Source organism: Pseudomonas sp. McL0111, from assembly GCF_052567255.1.
Window position 1 is genome coordinate 4,209,964 of sequence record NZ_CP199585.1, and the last position, 20,925, is coordinate 4,230,888.

Below are 20,925 nucleotides of genomic sequence, written 5' to 3' on the forward strand. Positions count from 1 at the left end.
ATGTATGAGTGTGCCTGTTGCCGTGGTATCCGAACCGCTGATTGCGGTGCATGAACTGAGTAAAAGCTTTGCTTCGAACCGCGCGCTGGATCGGGTCAGCCTGAAGATCTATCCCGCTGAAGTGGTTGCACTGCTCGGCGCGAATGGCGCGGGTAAATCGACGCTGGTAAAGATTCTTGCTGGCAGTCAGATGGCTGACAGCGGCGAGTTGCGGGTCGATGGTCAGCCACGACAGTTCACTTCGCCGCTGTCGGCGCGACGTGTGGGGATTGTCGCGGTTCATCAGCAGATCAACGACGGGATTGCCCCCGGTTTGAGCGTGGCGGAAAACCTGCTGCTCGATGAACTGTGCCGCCCCGATGCGGACTTCTGGCTCAACCGTAAACGGCTGCTGGAGCGTGCGGCGAGTATTGCGGCGGGTCTCGGACTGAGCTTGCCGCTGGAGCTGCCGATCGAACACCTCGGTCAGGCCGAGCGGCAACTGGTGGTACTCGCCCGGGCGTTTGCCTTGCAGCCACGGCTGCTGATTCTCGATGAGCCGACGGCGGCATTGTCGGATGCCGAAGCGCAGCGCTTATTTGGCTTGATCGACACGCTGCGCAGCCGTGGTGTGGCGATTCTGTATATCTCGCATCGGCTGTCCGATCTGCAACGACTGGCCGACCGTGCCATCGTTCTGCGTGATGGAAAACTGGCAGGGAAGTTCACGGCGCGGCAGTTGCCGGAAGCGGTGCAGGCAATGCTCGGGCATGCGCTGGAAATGCACGTCTACACGCCGCGAACTGCGGGCCGCGAAGTGTTGAAACTGCGCGAATTGAAAGTCCTGCCACGTTCGACAGCGTTCGATCTGAGCCTGCACGAAAACGAAGTGGTGGTGCTGACCGGATTGCTCGGCGCCGGCAAAAGCGAGATCGCCGAAGTACTGTTCGGCTTGCGCACGGCGGCGGCCGGCAGCCTGCAACTGGATGGCGTTGACTGGCAGCCGGGTTCGCCGCGTCAGGCAATTCGCAGCGGTGTGTTTCTCGCGGCGGAAGATCGCGCGAGTCAGTCCTTGGTGGCGGATTTTTCTTTGCGGCGGACGCTGACCTTACCGTTTCTTGAGCGCTTCACTCATTACGGTTTTATCCGCAATCGCGCCGAAGCGGCGGCGGTGCAGGCGCAGGTTGATGCGCTGGGAATCAAGACCACGGGCATCGATGTGCCGATGAGCGCGCTGTCCGGCGGCAATCAGCAGAAGGTCGTGCTCGGCCGCTGGTTGATCGGGGAAGGGCGGGTGCTGATTCTTGATGAGCCGTTTCAGGGCGTCGATGTGCGCGCGCGTCGCGAGATCGGCCAACAGTTGCGCAACAGCGCCGCTGGCCGCGCAACGCTGGTGATCTGCGCCGATGTCGATGAAGCCCTGGAAATTGCTGACCGGATTCTGCTGGTGCGCGATCACGCGGTGGTCGCCGAATACCCGCGTGCCGGTCTGGAGCGCGCAACGCTGGTCAGCGCACTGGCCGGCACTCCAGTAGAAACCATTCCCCTTCAAGCCACGCCAAGGAGCAGAGCGAGTGCCTGATTCGAGTTCATTGTTACCGAGCGCTGCGGCGCCTGCCGAACGCTTGCTGCACGCGTTTATTCGTTATGGATTGTTGTGGCTGCTGGTGCTGATCGTGGTGTTTTTCAGCTTCGCCGAGCCGGCGTTTCTACGTGTCGGCAATCTGTTCAGCATCTTGCAGTCGGTGTCGATTGTCGCGCTGCTGGCGCTTGGCGTGACCCTGACCATGGCCGTCGGCGGTCTCGACCTGTCCATCGGTGCGGTGGCCGCCATGAGCCTGATGATCGCCAGTTACGTGATGGTGGTGCTCGGCTGGGGCGCGGTGCCGGCAGTGCTGATGAGTCTGGCGGGGGGCGCGCTGGTCGGGCTGCTCAACGGCTGGCTGATCGTCAAGCTGCGGGTGCCGGACATTCTGGCGACGCTGGGCAGCATGTTTCTGGTGATCGGTGTGCAACTGATACCTACCGGCGGGCGCTCGATTGCGGTGGGCATGACTCTGCCCAGTGGCGTGGAAACCGAGGGGTCGTTCAGTGCGGCGTTTCTGGCACTTGGCCGTGGGCGGCTATGGGACACGGTGCCGGTTCCGGTGCTGATTACGGCGGTGGTGGCACTGGCGGTGTGGCTGTTTCTCGAACGTACGCGCATTGGTCGGTTGTTCTATGCGATTGGCGGTAACGAGCAGGCCGCGCGGCTGGCCGGTGCGCCAGTGCAGCGCTTCAAACTGCTGGCTTATGTGCTCTCGGCGCTGCTCGCGTCGCTGGGCGGTTTGTTGTTGGCGGCGCGTTTGGGGCGCGGCGATGTCAGCTCGGGCAACGGACTGGTACTGGACGCGCTCGGCGCCGCGCTGATCGGTTTTGCCGTGCTCGGCGCGAAGAAGCCCAACGCTTTCGGCACGCTGATCGGCGCGCTGCTGGTGGCCTCGTTGCTCAACGGTTTGACCATGCTCAACGCGCCTTATTACGCGCAGGATTTCGTCAAGGGACTGGTACTGGTACTGGCCCTGATGTTCACTTTCGGCCTCGCGCATCGGGCGTGTTGAGCCGCTTTTATTCAAGGAAGTTGTATGCACGGTTCAATCAAGCAGTTTGCCCGTCATTGCCTCGCTGGTGCCGTGTTGTCGGCATTGGCCGTTAGCGTTCAGGCCAAGGCCTTGCCCGGCGCGCCGGCACCGTTCGACAAGGGCCAGGTGCAAATCGCCCTGGTGGGTTATCTGTTTTCCGGAGACTTTCCCGAGGCGTATCTGCGCGGCGTGGAGAAACAGACCGAAGCGCTGGGCGCCAATCTGCGGGTGTTCGATGCCCGGCAGCAGGCAGCGAGTCAGGGCGAAATGATCGATCAGGCCATCGACCTCGGCGTCGACGGCATCATCGTGCAACTGGGCCTGGCCGAAACGCTGAAAGGGCCGATTGATCGGGCCATCGCCAAGGGCATCAAAGTCGTCGCGTTCGACGTTGATATCGGCAGCGCGAAGGTGACTCAGGTCGAGCAGGATCACCACGCACTGGCGCGTTTGGCGCTTGAGCAAGCGATCAAGGACAACGGCACGCGGTTCGATGCCGGTTACGTCTACATCAGCGGCTTCACGCCGATGGAGCGCCGCGACGAGATCTGGAGTCAGGTCAAAGCGGCGAATCCCGGGATCATTGAAAAGGCGCGGTTCGGCACGCTCAATCCGCCGATTGCCAACTCGGTGGCCGATCAAGCCAGCGCAGTGCTGCGGGCCAATCCGGGGATCAGCGTGATCTTCGCGCCGTTCGACGAGTTCGCCAAAGGCGCGAAAATCGCCGTGGATGAGGCGGGGCTGGGGCAAAAAGTGAAAATCTACAGTGCCGATATTTCCACTGCCGATATTCAGATCATGAAAGAGCCGGACAGCGCGTGGGCGGCGACGGCGGCGGTCAATCCGCAAGTGGCCGGGGCGATCAGTGTGCGCAGTCTGGCGATGTTGATTGCCGGGGAAAATCCGGGGCATCAGGTGCTGGTGCCGCCGACGTTAATTACCCGGCAGCAGTTGCTCGATCTGGACGTGAAAAACGTTCGTGACCTAGCGCAGAAACTCCCGGCGTTTGGCGATACGGCGAATGTGGCGAAGGCCTCATGGATTCCCGTGGCCAACTAAAAACATCAGGCTGCACACATTCAATGTAGGAGTGAGCCTGCTCGCGATGAGGCCGGAACTGCTGGCATCTTTGTTGGCTGAACTACCGCTATCGCGAGCAGGCTCACTCCTACATTGGTCTTGTATTAACAAAATAAGATTGTGGTTAGTTGGGTTTGGTGTTTGTCAGGCAACACTTGTGTTGTTCTAACTACAGTTCGCTAGTCCGATCTAACCTAAGTGTTATTGGTTCTTTTGCCCAGGCTTAAGACTCGTCTAGCATGGGCTTCTGGGGTGTTGTACTCACTGTTGGTCGCTGCGCTCGCGTTATTTCCTGATTTATAAAACTACAGCAGACATTGCCGTGCATTGACTGTCGACTGCTTATTGTCGGCAGCGGCCGGGTATTAGCTGCGATTCAAGGAGCTGTTATATGCATTACCGTTCCCGTTCGTTATTGGCCGTCGCTGTTGTAGGTGCGATCTGGCAACTTCCCGCAAAAGCCGAAGAAACTTCCGCACGCAGCGACGATGACCCACGGCTGGGTACCGTGTTGGTCACTGGCACGCGCGGGACGTCGCGCACCGTGCTCGATTCGCCGGTGCCGGTGGATGTGCTGACCGCCGAAGACCTTAAGTCCGCAGGCGCCGCTGACGGTGAACTGGGCGCGGCATTGCAGACGCTGCTGCCGTCGTTCAGCCTGCCGCGTCAGTCCAACTCCGGCGGTGCCGACCATATTCGGGCCGCGCAACTGCGTGGCATGAGTCCCGATCAGGTGCTGGTGTTGGTCAACGGCAAGCGCCGGCACACCTCGGCGGTGGTCAACGATTCGTCGAAGATCGGTCGCGGCACCGCCCCCGTGGACTTCAACTCGATCCCGATCAGCGCGATCAAACGCATCGAAGTGCTGCGTGACGGTGCGGGTGCGCAGTACGGCTCCGATGCAATCGCCGGGGTGATCAACATCATCCTCGACGACGCCCCCGAGGGCGGCGAAATCTCCACCAGTTACGGCGCTTATCACACCCATCAGGACGCCATCGACAAGACCACCACCGACGGTCAGAACAGCGTGACCACCGCCAAGATCGGCACACGCCTTGGCGAGGAGGGCGGGTTTGTTCGTGGCGGTACCGAGTACAAGAACCGCAACCCGACCAACCGCGCCGGGTTCGACGGTTTTGCCGACACGCCCGATCAGCGCAACTACGTGATGGGCGATGGCCTGGCGCGGGACGTCAACCTCTGGTTCAACAGCGAGCTGCCGCTGGCCGGGGGCAAGGCCTATTCCTTCGGCACCTATAATCAGCGCCACACCACGGGCGCCGAGTTCTATCGCTACCCGTACGAACAGCCGCAGTTCTACCCCAACGGCTACTTGCCGCAATCGCTGGGCGACAACAAGGACATCTCCGCAACGGCTGGTTTCAAAGGCATGATCGGCGATGAATGGGATTTCGACAGCAGCGTCACCCACGGTCGCAACCGTTTCGATTCTTCGACCCGCCGCACGCTCAATGTCAGCCTTGGCGAAGACTCGCCGACCAGGTTCGATACCGGCGATTACGAACTGCGCCAAACCACCAGCAACCTCGATTTCAGCCGTGAACTGCGCCTCGGCGAGCGCTCGTTTGTGCTGGCGGTGGGTGGCGAATATCGCTACGAAAACTACCTGACGTACGCCGGTGACGAGGCTTCTTACATTGGCTCTGGAGCCGACGGCGCCAACGGCCTGCGCCCGAGCGAAGAGTCGGACCTGGACCGGAATGTGTTCGGCACTTACGCTGAGTTGTCCGGTGATCTTACTGATCGGTTTTTCGTCGATGCCGCCACCCGTTGGGAACATTACGACGACGCCGGCAGCAAACTCACCGGCAAGCTCAGCGGTCGCTACAAACTGACCGAACAATGGGCGCTGCGCGGTGCTGTATCGAACAACTTCCGCGCACCTTCGCTGGCGCAAAGCGGCTTCCAGAACACCACCAGCAACTTCGGTGATGGCGGCACGCTGACCGACATTCGTGTGCTCTCGGTTAATGACCCGATTGCTCGTGCGCTCGGTGCAGAAAAGCTCGATCCGGAGACCTCGAAAAACTTCAGCCTCGGCCTGACCTTTCAGCTGAACGAGCGCTTCGATGCCTCGCTGGACGTGTTCCGCATCGACGTAAAAGACCGCATCACGCTGTCGCAACGCATCGGCAGCGATGCGATGGAGCAATACATCAACGACAATTTCGGCGTGGCGGGCGTCCACGACGTCAACTTCTTCACCAACGCCGCTGACACCAGCACTCACGGCGCCGAACTGGTGCTCAACTATCATCAGCCGCTCTATGACGGACAACTGGGGCTGACCGGCGCCTACACTTATAACCACACCAAAGTCACCAGCACCAAAGGCACTCCGTCGCAACTGACGGCACTGGGCATCGGCAACGACGCTTTGGTTGGCGTCGAAGAGACCAACACCCTGACCGACGCCGCACCGAAAGATCGCTTCATCTTTTCCGCCAACTGGGCCAGCGAGCATTGGGGCTTGCTCGGGCGTCTGACCCGTCAGGGCGAGACCACTCGGGTGTTCGATTTCGGCGACTCGCAACCCGAGCAAACCTACGGCGCGGTATGGCAACTGGACGCCGAGGTGACCTACAAATTCACCCCGAAATTCAACATTGCCCTGGGTGGCAACAACCTGACCGACAACTACCCGGAACGCTCCGGTTCGGCGATCAACTACGGCGGCAATCTGCCGTATGACGTGTTGTCGCCAATCGGTACCAACGGCGCCTACTACTACGCTCGCGCTACCTATGGTTTCTGACGCGGGACCGGGCAGGCATCTGCCGGTTTTCCAGGCATTGCTGATCACGCTGGGCATGGTGATCACCACTGACATCCTGAAAACCGCGCCGACCGTGGCGCAGAACGTCGGGCCGGATTATTTCTATCTGGTCTGGGTGCTTGGCGGTTTGTCGTCGATGGTCGGGGCGCTGTGTTTTGCCGAGATGGCTACGGCGTTTCCGCACCCGGGTGGCGACTATCACTTCCTGCGTACGGCGTATGGCGAGCGCATGGGTTTTCTGTTCGCCTGGTCGCGTTTCTCGGTGATGCATACCGGATGGATTGCTTTGTCGGCGTTCATGTTCGCTGATTACTTCAACGCGGTGGTGCCGCTGGGTGAGCATGGCTCCGGGTGGTTTGCCGGTGCGGTAATTGCTGCGCTGGTGTTGCTTAATCTCACTGGAAAACACATCGGGTTCATCACGCAGACGTTGCTGGTGAGCCTGCTGGCGTTGGGTTTCCTGAGCATTGTCAGTGCAGGACTCTGGCTGGCGTGGCAGGGCATCGAAGTGCCTGCACCGAGCGTGACGGTCACGCCGGAAAACACCGGTATAGCCGGATTCTCGGCGTCGATGATTTTCGTATTTCTGGCCTTCGGCGGCTGGAGCGATGCCGCGACGTTATCGGCGGAAGTGCGCGACGGACGACGCGGTATTTTCATCGCCATGCTCGGCGCACTGACGCTGCTGATGGCGATCTATCTGGCGCTGAACTGGGCGTTCGTCCGAGGTCTGGGCTTCGCAGGATTGGCGGCAAGCAATGCACCCGCCGTGGAGTTGTTGAACCGTGCGTTCGGCGCCCCGGGGGTGATGCTGATTCTGCTGATGGTCGGCATTGCGGCGATTGCGACGATCAACTCGACCTTGCTGGTCGGAGCGCGTACCACTTATGCCGCTGCACGCGATGTGCCGCAGTTGCGCAGTTTTGGCAATTGGGACGAGCGACATGGTGTGCCGCGCAAAGCCTTGCTCGCGGAGGGCGCGGTGGCGCTGTTGCTGGTGTTGTTCGGCAGTTTTACTCAGAGCGGATTCAACACCATGGTCGAGTATCTGACTCCGGTGTACTGGCTGTTTCTGAGCTTGAGCAGTGTGGCGCTGATCATTCTGCGCCGACGTTTTCCTGATGTGCCGAGGCCGGTCAAAGTGCCGTTGTATCCACTGTTGCCGCTGCTGTTTTTCGGCTTGTGCCTGTACATGCTCTATTCGAGCGTGACGGTGGTGGGGTGGGGCGCGTTTTTGGGGATTGGGGTTTTATTGGTGGGCGCGGTACTGCTGGCAGTGTTGAGCCGCCTGGCGTCGACGCCTCGGCAAGCTCTTGAGCAGACCACCGATTAGAACGAAACCTCAGCGGGTTGCGACAAACGCAACACCGACAAGTCCCCGGTAATCCGCTTGTACGCCAACCGAATCGCCTCGATGTCACTGCTGTGCTTCGGACTGTTCTCGTGCAGGATCACGATGACTTTGGTGCTCAAGCGCTCAGGCTCTTTCGCCCCATGATCCCGCCACTGCCCATAAGCATCGAACGCAGTAAAACCGTCAGGAAAGCGCGGCGTGACTTCCTTGTCGAGAAACTCACGCCAGCGCGCGGGGCTGACAGCGCCTTCCTTGCCATCCACCGAACCCACCGAAAAATACAACTCGGTACGAATCCACTGCGCCTGTGCCGGGCGCGTGGCATCACCTTGCAGGGTCGAACTGGCGGGATTTGTGGTGTGGATGGACGCAGCAGGAGGGCTGGCGCAACCGGCGATTGCTACAAACAATGCCGCCAGTAAAAGACGTTGAGGCATGGAGCATCCTTATCGAACGTAGAGGTGAACGCTCGGAGTATAAGGGGGCGATTTGACAGGCAATAAAGACCTAAAAAGCAGGCTCCTAGGCGCTTCGGGAATAACCCCGAAGCGCTCGGTATCTACTCGGCTCGCTCTATCTTGAACTGACCATAACCACCGGTTCGTCCGAGATCCACACGCACAAACATCCCATAAGTCTGCAGGTAAGCGTAGGTCGAAGTGTTTTGGCCGTTGTGGTAATCCTCGCCGGTGCAACTGATGACTTTGGCTGTACCGCTCAGCGACGAATAAAACTCGCTGGCAGGTTTCTGCGAATCCACGTTGCACTCCATTTTTCTGTCGACTAGCACCGGCGCTTTTTTGTATCGGGGGCTGGATCTTTGCACCGTGTAACTCAAACGCGTGCCGACCGTCATGGTTGCCCAGTCGCCCTGGAACTTGAGGTCGGTGATTACGTTTTCTTTCACTCTGATCAGGTCATGTTCATTGGTGTATTCAACCTCGGCCAGTTCAGTCAAACCTCGAAAACTTATCGTGACCCGTTGGCGTGATTGGGCGTTAACCCGCTCGGTCAGTTGTTTGCCGGGTTCGTATGGAAGATAAGCGATGTCACTTCCCATACGGCCCAACTCACGGCGTTTCGCATCGCTCTGGTAAACGTACGAGAGGCCCGACTCGTTGGCCTTTTTTTGCTCGCTAGCCTCATTGAAGTCTTTGAAGTACAGGCGCAGGTGCTGGATGGATTTTTCCGGTGCGGGCAACTGCAAGGCGTCGATGGCTTTTACCACCGAGGCGGGCAATTGCGGCTCGGGTAAAACAAAGGACGTTTGGTGTCGTCCTTCGAATGGCTTGTATTGATCCAGCGACGTCTGCGTACCGCAGGCAAGTGTCAGCAATTGACGATCATCGGCACCGAGCGTTTTCTGGGCAACGGGCTGCTGGATCATCGCTCCGCCGATCACGCGGTTTTGCTTATCAAGGTAAAAAGTACTGAGCGCGGTCAACCGTTGCTGCGCACAATCGGCACTCCAGCGTTGCCGTGCTTGTACGTACAGGCCATCGTTGCGTGGCATCAGCGCTTCGGCAGCCGGAACCCGGGCCGACCAGAACAGCGTTTGCTGGTCTTTTTGCATCAGGCTGGCGCGGTCAATCAACTGCCAGTCCTGATGATCAGGCGTCGAGATTACTCGCCATTGAGGCGCCGGTACCTGAGTGCACACCTGCTTCAATTGCGCGCTCTGCAGAAACAGTTTTTTCTGTTCGGCCGGCATCTGTCTGGCCTCTGACGTATCGCTGCGGCGATCCACCGCAAACCGCATCATTCCAGCGGTAGTGAGGTGAGCCATTTGCGCGTCCGGAAGGTGGCAGTCGGCATCAAAGCGTACGAGGTGCCGGATGTTGTTTCCCTCGATCGACATCACGACATAGGTGACGTGATCGCCTTCACGGACAATGGAACTCGGGTCGGGCTGACCTGCCATCGCCGCATCGAATGCCATCTGCCCCATTGCATCGAAATCGGTAGCTGTCTGTTTCTTTGGTGGGCTCTGGCACCCGGCAAGCGCGAGGGCAATGGTGAACAAAGACAAACATTTGAAGCGGTGGGTCAAGGCATCCATGCGTTTACACGTCATCGGCGAGAAAAGTGATGGCATATTAACATGTCACTTGATGACCGCCTGAGTCGTGAACGCATCGAGCAGATAATCGCGCACATACAGCAGACTCGGGCTGTGCATCACGCTTTTGCTCCACACCAGATACAGCGCGTTGACCGGCGCTTCAGCCAGTGGCGTCGGTGTGAGCAAGCGTCCGTCAGCGATGGCGTCGGCGCACTGGTAGTCCGGCAACACGGTCCAGCCGTGCCCGCCGAGCACCAGCTCCTTGATGATCCGTAAATCGGGAATGGTCAGCGCCGCTTGCAGTTGCGGCGCGACCTGAAACATCGACGTCCATAGTGGCCGCACCAGTGCCAGATCTTCATCGAAAGCAATCAGTGGCACCTGCGTCAGTTGTTGCTGAGAGGGGTTGTGCCCAAGACGCTCCAGCAGACTCGGCGCGTAAACCAGCAACATGCGCTCGGTCAGCAGATGCGCATAACCGTGAGACTGCTCGTCAGGTATCGAAGCGGTGATCGCGAAGTCGATCTGCTTTGATTCGAGCATCTCGTAGATGCGTTTTTTCGCACCGGTATGAAAGCGCAGGGTAAAGCCTTCGTTCATCAGCGGTGCGAGGCGAGACGCAACCTGCGAGTGGATGAAGTCCGATGGACCGACCAGGTGAACCGTGCCGCCCTTGATCAATCCCGGACGCAGCGAGGCGATCTTGCTCTCCAGACCATCGAGAAATGGCGCGACGGAGCGCGCCAGTTCATCTGCCGCATCAGTCGGCTCGACGCCGCGCGGCAAGCGTAGAAACAGCGGCTTGCCGATCAGCGCTTCAACCGCCTGAATATGCATCGATGCGGCGGGTTGAGTGATACCCAAATGCTGCGCAGCCCTGGAAAACGACTTGGCGCGGTAGGCTTCAAGGAACGTGCGCAGATGGGTGAGGTGGCTCATGGTGCGACGGCGCCTGACGTGTGGTCGTTCGTTTTACCATGACGCCGGTTTATGCGCATGCCGGGGAACGTTGCTGCGGCTTGCGCAGCATCTGACTGAGGATCAGCAGCAGACCCAACGCAGATATCGCCGCGCCCGCAAGCCCGACATAGCCCAGGCCTGCTTGGCTGATGGTGACCCCGCCGAGCACCGAGCCCAGCGCAATCCCTGAATTGAAACCAGCAATATTCAGCCCGGCCGCCACACCGTGGGCATGTGGCGCATGACGCTCGGCGACACCGATCAGCCGCGCCTGCAACGCCGGTACTGCGGCGAAACTGAACATGCCGAGCAGGGCGACCAGCAAGCCCATCATCAACGGTGAACCGGAGAAGGCCCACATGCCCGCCGTCACTACGACGATGCCGGCGATCAACGCTGCGCTGGCTCGGTCCACGCCCCAGGCATCGGTGAGCTTGCCGCCCAACACATTGCCGATGGCCGCCATCACGCCGTACAGCAACATAAACACGCCGACGGTAGCCGCCGTGGTGCCGGTTACCTCAGTCAGCACTGGCGCGATGTAGGTGTACGCGACAAACGAGCCGGCATAACCGAGCACGGTGACCAGCGCACCGGCCAGCAACTTGCCGTTGAGCAATGCCTTGAGGCTGTGCAAGGTCGATTCGCCGTCAGTCGAGGTCGGCAGCGGATCACGCATGCCGAACAACAGCCCGAAAAATCCAATGGCGCCAAACACCGCAATCGCCGCCAACACCAGACGCCACGACATCACGCCACCGAGGTAGGTACTGATCGGCACACCGATGGCCATCGCCAGCGTAAATCCACCAAACACCACCGCCACTGCGCTACCGGCACGCCCCGGACCCGCCAGACGCGCCGCCGTGCTCGATGCCACCGCGAGAAACAATCCATGGCCCATCCCGGCAATGAACCGCGCCACCAGCATCAGCGTCAACGTCGTGGAAAACGCCGCTGCCAGGCTGCCGACACTGAACACCAGTGCCGTGACCAACATGACATTCTTGCGCGACCAACTCGCGGTCAACGCACTGAAAATCGGCGCCGACAGCGTGGCGCCCAGGGCGTAAGCGGTAATTGTTGCGCCGGTCGCTTCGACATCGACGCCAAGGCTGCGCGCCATGACGTCGGTGAGGCCGATCGGGACAAACTCGGCAAGGCCCAGCGCGAAGGCGCTGAGGGTGAAGATGTAGATGACAAAGGGCATGGGAGCCTCTCGCGGAAGGGGAAAGATGGCGAGAGGCTAGGGCGCGGGTACATATAAGTGAAATTGGCGATTTCGCGTATGGGTATAAATCTGTTTATGGATGGCGTCAGGTTGCCGCTCCGGGCTTCGCCAACTCAATCCCCGCAGCCCCCAAACGCTTGAGGATCTCGAATAGCAAATCACTTTTCGTTACTCCGACAATCCTCGGACTGCCGACATAGCCGGTCACGGTCAGCGTAATCCCATCCGGCGAGAGCTTGCTGAAACGCACGAATGTCGCTGGTTTATCGAGGATGGTCTGGTTTTCTTCATAGGTGTCGAGCAACAGGTTTTTGACCTGTTCCGGATCTATATCCAGCGGGAACATCAGCTCAAGTGTCGCCACACCCTGAGCGCTGCCGCCCAGGGTGACGTTGCGCAGGTTTTGTGAGATCAGTTGCGAGTTGGGCACGATGACGATGGAGCGGTCGCTGAGCTGAATTTCAGTGGCGCGCACGTTGATCCGGCGAATGTCGCCTTCAACGCCGCTGATGCTGATCAGGTCGCCGACCTTGACCGGGCGTTCGGTCAGCAGGATCAGCCCGGAGACGAAGTTTTTGACGATCTCCTGCAAGCCGAAACCGATACCCACCGACAAGGCGCTGACGATCCACGCCAGATTGGTCCAGCGCACACCGAGTGACGACAAGGTCAGCAGGATCACAGCGGCGTAACCGATGTTCGAGAACAGCGTGCTGAGCGAGGCGCACATGCCCGGGTCCATGTCGGTCTTGGGCAGGAACTCGTTGTCGAGCCAGCGGCGCAGTGCGCGTATCAGATAGATGCCGATCAGCAGCGCCAGCACGGCGTTGAGCAGGTGCGCCGGGACGATGTTCAGTTTGCGCAGCCCGGCGCCGCCGAGGATCGTCAGGATATTGCTGATCAGTTGCCCCAGCGTGGTGCCGATGCCGCCGACAAACAGGCTGATCACCGCCAGCAGCAACAAAGCGGCGCGGCCGGCACCGGACAACACCGTCGACATTTGCTCAAGGCGTCGGTCACCCACGCCCAGCAACTGCTTGAGCGCTTTGCCGCTGGAGTGGCGGGGCGAGAACAGGTATTCGCAACCGTCCTTGAGCAACTGGATCAGTAGATAGAAACCGGCCAGCACGATGTACGACCAGACCAGTTCATAGGTGATGAAACGCGCCAGCGAAACATAGCCGGTCAGCAGCGCAATTATCGACACCACCATCGAGATCGTTGCGGCTGACCAGATCACCCCGGCAAAGGTGTTGCCAGTCGCCGCCGGGTCGCCGGAAGCCACCATCGCCTTGCGCACTTTGCCGACGCGCAACAGCATCGTCACGATGATGATCATGACCACCAGCGCGACGACGCCGCGCTCGGACACCACAATCTGACTGCTCATGCCCACGGCATTGCTGACCTGCACCAGCGTGACCAGCACCAGCAGTGTTCCGGCGAGGATCAGGGGATAGGGTTTCAATGCGAGCGCAACCGGATCGGCAATCCCCGGCAAGCGCCATGACGGATGTTCGGTCGATAGCAAGGCGCGGCTCAGACCGGTGATCAGCACGCAGGCATACACGGCTTTTTCAAATTCGTCGGAAAAGGTCGCCAGGATCGGCGTCAACGGCACATGCCGAGTACAGGCATAAAACAGCACTTGCAGGGCAATGCCGGTGGTGACGATGGTGGCCAGTGCCGATGCTGATGCCAAAGAACTGCGGCGCAGACGTCCCTCGGGCATGCGGTGAATGCACAACCACGCCAATCCACGCTCTGCGAGTCTGCGGCCGATAAGCCAGATAATCAGCGCCAGTAGCACCAGCACGCTGGTGTAAAAGCGCTCACCGGATTTCCACACCGTGGCCCAGGTCTGTTCTATCTGATCGATAAACGAGCCGAAGCGCTGACGGTCGTCCAGCGTAGGGTTGACCAGCGGCGCCCAGAAATCGGGGCTCAAAATGCTGCTGGTGCGCAGGGTCAATTCGCTTTCCAGCAGCGAGCGACGAATACCGGCAATCTGCGTGATCAGGTCGGCAGCGCTCTGCTTGAGCGCGGCCAGATTTTCCAGCGTCGCATCGACCTTGCTTTTCTGCTCGGCGAGCGCGCCTCGTTGCGCTGCCAGATCGGCCTGTTCCGACGCGATAGTGTTTGCCGGCGCGGCACCAAGAACATTGAGTTGCACGGCCAATTGCGCCTGCTGCGGCAACAGCGATGCCGACAGTCCATCAACATCAGCAATGAATGCCTGCACGCGATCCTGTGGGCCTTCGAGCTGGTTGTAATTATTGGCCGCTGAGATCTGCTGTTTCAGACCGTCGAGGCGCAGTTGCAGGGCTTGCAGATCGCTTTGCGAAACATCCACCACTGGCGTCGCGGTGACCACCGTAGCCGCAGGCAACTGCGCAGCGCAGAACATTGCACCGCCGGGGAAAAGCAGGGTCAGCACGATAAAAAACAGCGACTTCAACGCAATACGCATGAGCGTGCCCGACTCCGGTTGATCACATAGCCTTTGAGGTTAGGTGATCGTGCCGGGCAGGGAGGAAAAGTTTCACGTTGATGGGGTGAGAAGATGTATCAGTTGCGGACTCAGGGAATCGCTCTGCACATTCAGCAAAGCCAGTGTGACGGGCAATTTGAAGCGTCGACGACCGGCACTTCCGGGGTTCAGGTAAAGGATATTGCCGCGCCATTCGATTCCGGGTTTGTGGGAATGGCCGGTGATGATCAGTTTGATATCGGGATCGAGCTCGGTGGGAACGTCGGCAATATCGTGGATCAGCAGGGTTTTGCAGCCGTTCAGATCGAGGATGAGCTGATCAGGAAGGTCACAGGCCCATGGCAAGTCCAGATCGTTGTTGCCACGAACGGCGTGAACCGGTGCGATGGCGGCGAGTTGCTCGAGGATCTGCGGGTTGCCGATATCGCCAGCGTGAATGATGCGCTCGCAACCTTGCAGGGCGGCGATGGCTTCGGGGCGGAGCAGGCCGTGGGTGTCGGAGATGATGCCGGTTTTCATGGGGGAGGGCAGTGAGAAAAGGGTTTCTGGAGGGTAGCAGGCTGCTTACAAGACTCCAATCGACCAGCCAATTCGTTGGTGGTCGTTGATCAATCTTCGTAAATTCCACAGATCTATAGTGCTTGCCGCATTGCGCAATTACCCATAACTCCTCTGAGTTGAATCCACGTATTCAGGTCAACGATGCCGGTCAGCAACCGGCACAGGGAGGAAGCATGGGCGCCACAGCAATTCCCGAGGGTTTTACTCCGTTTACCCGTAGCAGTCCGCTACTTGATTTACTTGGCCCGATCTATGCGAAGGGCAGCGGACCGCAATTGGAACTGGGACTATTGACCGACTCACGACATGCCAATGGTCGTGGCACTTTGCATGGAGGTGTATTGGCGACGTTAGCCGATGTGGGGATGGGCTACGCCATGGCATTCTCCAGCGACCCTCCGCAGCCATTGATCACAGCGAGCATGACTCTGGATTATCTCGGCGCAGTGCAAATCAATGAGTGGCTGGAAGTACGTCTTGAGTACTCCAAGAAAGGACGTCAACTCGCGTTTGCGGCTGTCAGTCTGCATGTGGGAGAGCGAACAGTTGCGCGCGCCAGTGCGGTATTCGCTGTGCCGATGAGTTGAAAGGGCTGGTCCATCATGGCATTGGCTGTCAATTGAGCAACGGTTGTGATGTTCATCAGGTGAGGGGTATCAAATCGCATTACGCCGTAAAAGAATTTTAACCGCTCTTCGGCACGCTCACCTAATGAATAGCCTATGGATAATCCCACAGGCGATGTGCCAATACCGGCATGATCCAAGAGGTGGTCAACGTGGCTAAAGACGAGAAGAAAAGCAAAGGTGAATCTTCCAAAGCCAGCAAGGAGTTGAAAGACAAAAAGTCATCACCGACGAAGAAAGCTGCTTCGACTTCGACCCTTTCGAAATCTTCCGATAAGAAAGACAAGAAAAAAGATGCTGAACCAAAAAAATCCGCAAAAAAAGCTGATAGCAAACCTGAAAAGGCCAAGAAATCAGATAAGACAGAAAAATCCGCGAAGAAGAAAAAATAACATCTCCAGTCTGCTAGGGCTTCGCGCCCTAGCTACTTCAGTTCACGCACGACCTTGGAATTGCCCAATCCGCCCTCATAACAATGACTACACCCAACATCCCCAGAGGAACCACCGACCATGACCAGTCAAACCGAAACTGCCATTCTTGCCGGCGGCTGCTTCTGGGGCATGCAGGATTTGTTGCGGCGCTACCCTGGCGTACTGCAAACCCGCGTCGGATACAGCGGCGGTGATGTGCCGAATGCCACTTACCGCAATCACGGCAATCACGCCGAAGCCATCGAAATCGTCTTCGACCCTGCGGTGATCAGCTATCGGCAGATCCTTGAGTTCTTCTTCCAGATTCACGATCCGAGCACGGCCAACCGGCAGGGCAATGACCTTGGCCCGAGTTATCGCTCGGCGATCTATTACCTCAGTGAGCAACAGCGCGATACCGCCGAGGACACCGCTGCAGACGTTGACGCTTCAAAACTCTGGCCAGGGCGAGTCGTCACCGAAATCGAACCGGCGGGTCCGTTCTGGGAAGCGGAGCCGGAGCATCAGGATTACCTTGAACGCATTCCGAATGGTTACACCTGCCACTTCATTCGCCCGAACTGGAAGCTGCCGAAGCGCGCTTGAATGTCATTGGGGGGCCACCCTTCAATCGGTGGCTCCCATACAGGCCGGTATCAGCCCAGTCGCATCGACAACTCAATGTCATCGGCAAACGGCACGGACAGATAACCGTTCTCCGGCGCACGCACGTAAGCCAGATATTCAGGGCAATAATCGGTGTTGTCTGCGACCACCAGTGCGCCCGGTTTCAGGTGCTTTTCGACCAGGTTCAGCACGTCGCCATACAACGCCTTGGCGCCATCGAGCAGGAGCAGATCGACTGATTGCGGGAGATCGCTTGCCAGGCTGACCAACGCATCACCTTCACGAATCTCTACCAGATCGCTAACGCCACCTTCAATAAAGTGATGGCGCGCCAGTTCGATTTTCGACGGTTCAAATTCGCTGCCGATCAGCACGCCACCTCCGTTGTCGCGCAACGCCGCCGCCAGGTGCAGGGTGGACAGGCCGAATGAGGTACCGAACTCGACGATGGCTTTCGCCTTGGTGTTGCGCGCCAGCATGTAGAGCAATTTGCCGGTGTCGCGGGAGACCGGCAGCCACAGATCCTTGAGCATTTCGTAAAGTTTCAGGTAGTCGGTCTTGCTGTGCATCAGGCGATCACGTTCTTCATCGGACACGCTGCTCAGCACCGGGCTGGTAGCGGCGGACGCTTGGCTGTAGAGGCGTTCGATCAGGCTCGCCAATGGCTCAGTGGTCAAGGTTGTCATGGTTGATTTCCGTCGGTTGGGGATTAAGATGCGAGTGATTCGTCGCATTTAAATGATGCGATTGATTCACCCCATCCGCTATTCGCGTTTCCCCTCGACGCCCGGGTTGCCCATGACCAATCGCCAGACCGCCCGTATTTCCTCACGCAAACAGCCGCAGCAGGCACGCTCCACCGATCTGGTGGCGGCGATTCTGCAAGCGGCTATTCAGGTTTTGACCGAGCACGGCGCCACCCGTTTTACCACCGCACGGGTGGCGGAAAAGGCTGGCGTCAGCATTGGCTCGCTGTATCAATATTTCCCCAACAAGGCTGCGATCCTGTTCCGGTTACAGAGTGATGAGTGGCTGCAAACCACGCAGATGTTGCAGCGGATTCTGCAAAATCTCGAAGCGCCGCCATTGGAACGCCTGCGCACTTTGGTGCAGGCGTTTATCCGTTCGGAGTGCGACGAAGCGCAGATGCGCGGTGCGTTGAACGACGCAGCGCCGCTCTATCGTGATGCGCCCGAAGCTCACGAAGTGCGCGCAGCAGGGCGGCAGATTTTCGCTGGCTTCATGCTTGAGTTGCTGCCAGAAGTCGGCGAGTCAATTCGCGAAGCGGCCTGCGATCTGATCCTGACCACGCTCAGTTCGGTGGGGAAAGATTTTTCCGGTAGCCCGCACAGTGAGATGGAAATCGCTGTTTGTGCCGACGGGCTGGCGGATATGTTCAGTGCTTATGCTGTGGCGCTTAATCAGCGGCAAGTTTTCTAGCGTCCTGTTAAACCAACCATGTTCAATCCCACATAACCAACATGTTCCTCGCGACATGGGCACGACCGGCTCAACTCCCTAGCATGAAATTCGCACTCGTAGTCCGCACGGCTGGCCAAGCAGCTCGCGGACTCGCTTTCTTTCAGTGCCATTTCAAAATAAGGAAAACAGCACATGTCCATGGCCGCGATAGCCTGTCAGACCGTCACCTGGAACCCGATCACCAAGTCCAGCACCTTCACCGCGCAAGACCGCGAGATTCTCAGCCAGCATTGGCATCCGGTGGCTTTTTCTGCCGATGTCACCGACAAACCGTACGCCGTCACTTTGCTGGATGAACCGGTTGTGCTTTACCGCGCAGGCGGCAAATTGAATGCCGCGCGCGATATTTGCAGCCATCGCGGCGCGCCGCTGAGCAAGGGTTTGGTGCAGGGCGAAAACATTATTTGCCCTTACCACGGTTTGCACTTCGGCACGGATGGCCGCTGCACGCGGATTCCATCGGAGCCGAACGCCAACCTCACCGAGCGTCATCGCATCCAGATGTACTCGACGCGCGAAGACTACGGGATCATCTGGGTGCTGATGTATGGCGCCAGCGCACCGTTTGCTGAAATGCCGTCGTGGCATGACGACAACTTCCAGCAAATCCTTCCGCCATCGATTGATATCGCCGCGTCGGCCGGACGCCAGGTCGAGGGCTTTATCGATGTCGCTCACTTTGCCTGGATTCACCACGAGGCTTTTGCCGAGCGGGACAATCCAGTAGTGCCGACCTACAAGGCCGAGGTCACGCCGTACGGGGTTCATGCCGAGTACATCAGTAACGTCAGCAACTTCCCCAAAAGCATGCAGCATCGAGCGCCGGACGATTTTCTCTGGAGCCGTTCGTTCGATGTTTTTGCGCCGTTCACTGCGCGTTTGACCGTCAATTTTCCCGACCCGGAACATCGCTTGGTGATTCTCAACGCCGCCAGTCCGATCTCGGCGCGCAAGACGCGGATGTTCTGCGCGATCACCCGCAACTTCGACAAGGAAATGCCACTGGAGGACGTCTACGCGTTCAACCAGCAAGTGTTCGAAGAGGACCGCGACATCGTCGAACTGTGCCGCCCGGAAGACCTGCCGCTGGACCTGTCGCTGGAAATCCATATCCCCGCCGATCGTTCCTCCACCGCTTATCGTCGCGCCCTGAGCGCACTCGGTTTGGGTCGAGCCTTCACCAGCTAACACCGCCGCGTATCGATTGATTGGAGTAACGAACATGTACAAGTGGGAATGTCTGGTGTGCGGCTTCATTTACGATGAGGCGGCGGGAATTCCGGAGGATGGCATCGTTGCCGGCACACGCTGGGAGGACGTGCCGCAAGATTGGTTCTGCCCGGATTGCGGGGTTGGCAAAGCGGATTTTGACATGATCAAAATCGCCGCGAGCGCAGAGGAAAACCGTCCGGCGCCTGTGCAGCCTGATCCGGTGATTATTCTGGGTTCCGGCCTGGCCGGTTACACCGTGGCTCGCGAACTGCGCAAGTTGAACGCCGAGACACCGATCCTGATCGTGACCCGTGATGGCGGGGAGTTTTACTCGAAACCGGCGCTGTCCAACGCCTTTCAGACCGGTCGCCTGCCGGATCAACTGGTCACGTCCAGCGCCGAGCAGATGGCGGCGCAACTGCATGCGCAAATCAAGACTCGCACCTCGATTGAGCGTATCGACACCGCAGCGCAAACGATCACCATCGATGGCCGGCCACAGCGCTATAGCGCACTGGTGTTGGCGTTGGGAGCCGATGCGCGGCGACCGGCGCTGCAAGGTGACGGGGTCGACGCCATCGTCACCGTCAACGACCTGGAGGATTACCGACACTTTCGTCAGCAGATCGGCATTGATAGCCGCATAGCGATTCTCGGCGCCGGGCTGATCGGCTGCGAGTTCGCCAACGATCTGCGGCATGCCGGGCATGAAGTGTGCGTGGTTGATCGCGCCACCTGGCCGCTGAGTCGGCTGCTGCCTTCGGAGGCCGGAGACGCGATGGCCAGTGCGTTGCAGTCGATTGGCGTGAGCCTGGAACTGGGTAATGCGCCTGTCGCAGTCCAGCGTCATGGAGCGGGTTTTCATTTGCAAATGGCTGATGGTCGCGTGCTTGAAGTCGACTATGTGCTGTGTGCGATTGGTCTGGAACCGCGAGTCGAACTGGCGCGTGCCGCTGGCATCAAGGTGTCCAACGGCATCGTCACTGACGCTTGGCTGCGGGCGAGCGCCAACAATGTTTATGCCTTGGGCGATTGCGCGCAAGTCCACGATCTGGTGTTGCCGTACGTGATGCCGATCATGCTCCAGGCCCGCGCCTTGGCTCAGACGCTGGCGGGGCAGCCGACGGCGGTTGCCTATCCGGCGATGCCGGTGACGATCAAAACCAGCGTGTTGCCGACAGTCGTGGCTTCGCCGATGGATGCTGAAGGGCTGTGGTCAACCAAACTGGCGGGGCACTGCGACAAGGGCATCGCCAACGTGCGATCCACTTATCACGATGAGCAAAACCGGATGCGTGGCTTCGTGCTGATGGGCGCTGCTATCCAAGAGAAAGCCGAACTGCTGAAAGCCCTGCCTGATTGGCGCTGAAGCGTTTTGCGCAGGAGGGCGCCGACCTACTGATGACCTTGCTTTGTCCTGATATGG

18 protein-coding genes and 1 pseudogene are annotated in these 20,925 nt (G+C 59.0%); 12 read left to right on the plus strand and 7 right to left on the minus strand.

Annotated elements, in window-relative coordinates; all coding sequences use genetic code 11:
* Positions 1 to 4 precede the first annotated feature (4 nt).
* The 5 genes from ACTWLJ_RS19185 to ACTWLJ_RS19205 all read left to right on the plus strand — a co-directional run bounded on the left by ACTWLJ_RS19185 (position 5) and on the right by ACTWLJ_RS19205 (position 7,813).
* A complete protein-coding gene (locus ACTWLJ_RS19185) occupies positions 5 to 1,561 on the plus strand; it encodes a sugar ABC transporter ATP-binding protein (protein ID WP_445178003.1) in 1,557 nt (518 codons plus the stop codon).
* Positions 1,554 to 2,579 carry an ABC transporter permease gene (locus tag ACTWLJ_RS19190; RefSeq protein ID WP_445178004.1) on the plus strand — a complete coding sequence of 342 codons (1,026 nt, stop codon included), beginning with the start codon at positions 1,554 to 1,556 and terminating at the stop codon, positions 2,577 to 2,579. The genes ACTWLJ_RS19185 and ACTWLJ_RS19190 overlap by 8 nt, the downstream gene beginning before the upstream one ends.
* A gap of 24 nt (positions 2,580 to 2,603) precedes the next feature.
* A complete protein-coding gene (locus tag ACTWLJ_RS19195; protein WP_445178005.1) occupies positions 2,604 to 3,659 on the plus strand; it encodes a substrate-binding domain-containing protein in 1,056 nt (351 codons plus the stop codon).
* Between the two features lie 412 nt (positions 3,660 to 4,071).
* A complete protein-coding gene (locus tag ACTWLJ_RS19200; RefSeq protein ID WP_445178006.1) occupies positions 4,072 to 6,459 on the plus strand; it encodes a TonB-dependent receptor plug domain-containing protein in 2,388 nt (795 codons plus the stop codon).
* Positions 6,449 to 7,813: an APC family permease gene (locus ACTWLJ_RS19205; protein ID WP_445178007.1), complete on the plus strand. Its 1,365-nt coding sequence runs from the start codon at positions 6,449 to 6,451 to the stop codon at positions 7,811 to 7,813. Before ACTWLJ_RS19200 ends, ACTWLJ_RS19205 begins: the two co-directional genes overlap by 11 nt.
* Here the strand turns inward: ACTWLJ_RS19205 and ACTWLJ_RS19210 are convergent.
* The 6 genes from ACTWLJ_RS19210 to ACTWLJ_RS19235 all read right to left on the minus strand — a co-directional run bounded on the left by ACTWLJ_RS19210 (position 7,810) and on the right by ACTWLJ_RS19235 (position 15,097).
* The gene (locus ACTWLJ_RS19210) at positions 7,810 to 8,271 is read right to left on the minus strand and encodes a DUF3574 domain-containing protein (protein WP_445178008.1); all 462 of its coding nucleotides are present in this window, start codon (positions 8,269 to 8,271) and stop codon (positions 7,810 to 7,812) included. The two genes, ACTWLJ_RS19205 and ACTWLJ_RS19210, sit on opposite strands and share 4 nt — an antisense overlap.
* A 122-nt stretch (positions 8,272 to 8,393) precedes the next feature.
* Entirely contained in the window at positions 8,394 to 9,893 is a 1,500-nt protein-coding gene (locus ACTWLJ_RS19215) for a hypothetical protein (RefSeq protein ID WP_445178009.1), read from the minus strand.
* A 45-nt stretch (positions 9,894 to 9,938) separates the two neighbouring features.
* A complete protein-coding gene (locus ACTWLJ_RS19220; protein ID WP_445178010.1) occupies positions 9,939 to 10,835 on the minus strand; it encodes a LysR family transcriptional regulator in 897 nt (298 codons plus the stop codon).
* A gap of 49 nt (positions 10,836 to 10,884) precedes the next feature.
* Entirely contained in the window at positions 10,885 to 12,066 is a 1,182-nt protein-coding gene (locus ACTWLJ_RS19225) for an MFS transporter (RefSeq protein WP_445178011.1), read from the minus strand.
* Positions 12,067 to 12,172: 106 nt separating this feature from the next.
* On the minus strand, positions 12,173 to 14,557 hold the full coding sequence (locus ACTWLJ_RS19230; protein WP_445178012.1) for a DUF3772 domain-containing protein: 2,385 nt from the start codon (positions 14,555 to 14,557) through the stop codon (positions 12,173 to 12,175).
* Between the two features lie 72 nt (positions 14,558 to 14,629).
* A complete protein-coding gene (locus ACTWLJ_RS19235) occupies positions 14,630 to 15,097 on the minus strand; it encodes a metallophosphoesterase family protein (RefSeq protein WP_445178013.1) in 468 nt (155 codons plus the stop codon).
* A 215-nt stretch (positions 15,098 to 15,312) separates the two neighbouring features.
* On the opposite strand from ACTWLJ_RS19235, the gene ACTWLJ_RS19240 reads away from it, so the two are divergent.
* The 3 genes from ACTWLJ_RS19240 to msrA all read left to right on the plus strand — a co-directional run bounded on the left by ACTWLJ_RS19240 (position 15,313) and on the right by msrA (position 16,784).
* Entirely contained in the window at positions 15,313 to 15,726 is a 414-nt protein-coding gene (locus tag ACTWLJ_RS19240) for a PaaI family thioesterase (protein ID WP_445181374.1), read from the plus strand.
* A 182-nt stretch (positions 15,727 to 15,908) separates the two neighbouring features.
* Positions 15,909 to 16,157 carry a hypothetical protein gene (locus tag ACTWLJ_RS19245; protein ID WP_445181375.1) on the plus strand — a complete coding sequence of 83 codons (249 nt, stop codon included), beginning with the start codon at positions 15,909 to 15,911 and terminating at the stop codon, positions 16,155 to 16,157.
* 120 nt (positions 16,158 to 16,277) lie between these two features.
* Positions 16,278 to 16,784 carry a peptide-methionine (S)-S-oxide reductase MsrA gene (msrA, locus tag ACTWLJ_RS19250; protein ID WP_445178014.1) on the plus strand — a complete coding sequence of 169 codons (507 nt, stop codon included), beginning with the start codon at positions 16,278 to 16,280 and terminating at the stop codon, positions 16,782 to 16,784.
* 50 nt (positions 16,785 to 16,834) lie between these two features.
* On the opposite strand, the gene ACTWLJ_RS19255 is transcribed toward msrA, so the two are convergent.
* Positions 16,835 to 17,491 (minus strand): O-methyltransferase, encoded by a 657-nt coding sequence (locus ACTWLJ_RS19255; RefSeq protein WP_445178015.1) that lies wholly within the window; start codon positions 17,489 to 17,491, stop codon positions 16,835 to 16,837.
* A gap of 112 nt (positions 17,492 to 17,603) precedes the next feature.
* On the opposite strand from ACTWLJ_RS19255, the gene ACTWLJ_RS19260 reads away from it, so the two are divergent.
* The 4 genes and pseudogenes from ACTWLJ_RS19260 (at position 17,604) to ACTWLJ_RS19275 (ending at position 20,868) form a co-directional block, all read left to right on the plus strand.
* Complete coding sequence (locus tag ACTWLJ_RS19260; protein WP_445178016.1) at positions 17,604 to 18,245, plus strand: TetR family transcriptional regulator; 642 nt, start codon at positions 17,604 to 17,606, stop codon at positions 18,243 to 18,245.
* A 174-nt stretch (positions 18,246 to 18,419) separates the two neighbouring features.
* The gene (locus ACTWLJ_RS19265; protein ID WP_445178017.1) at positions 18,420 to 19,475 is read left to right on the plus strand and encodes a Rieske 2Fe-2S domain-containing protein; all 1,056 of its coding nucleotides are present in this window, start codon (positions 18,420 to 18,422) and stop codon (positions 19,473 to 19,475) included.
* 34 nt (positions 19,476 to 19,509) lie between these two features.
* Positions 19,510 to 19,674, plus strand: a pseudogene (locus ACTWLJ_RS19270) (rubredoxin); the annotation flags it as partial.
* Positions 19,660 to 20,868: an FAD-dependent oxidoreductase gene (locus ACTWLJ_RS19275; RefSeq protein ID WP_445181376.1), complete on the plus strand. Its 1,209-nt coding sequence runs from the start codon at positions 19,660 to 19,662 to the stop codon at positions 20,866 to 20,868. The pseudogene ACTWLJ_RS19270 and the gene ACTWLJ_RS19275, both read left to right, overlap by 15 nt.
* The last annotated feature ends 57 nt before the right edge of the window (positions 20,869 to 20,925 follow it).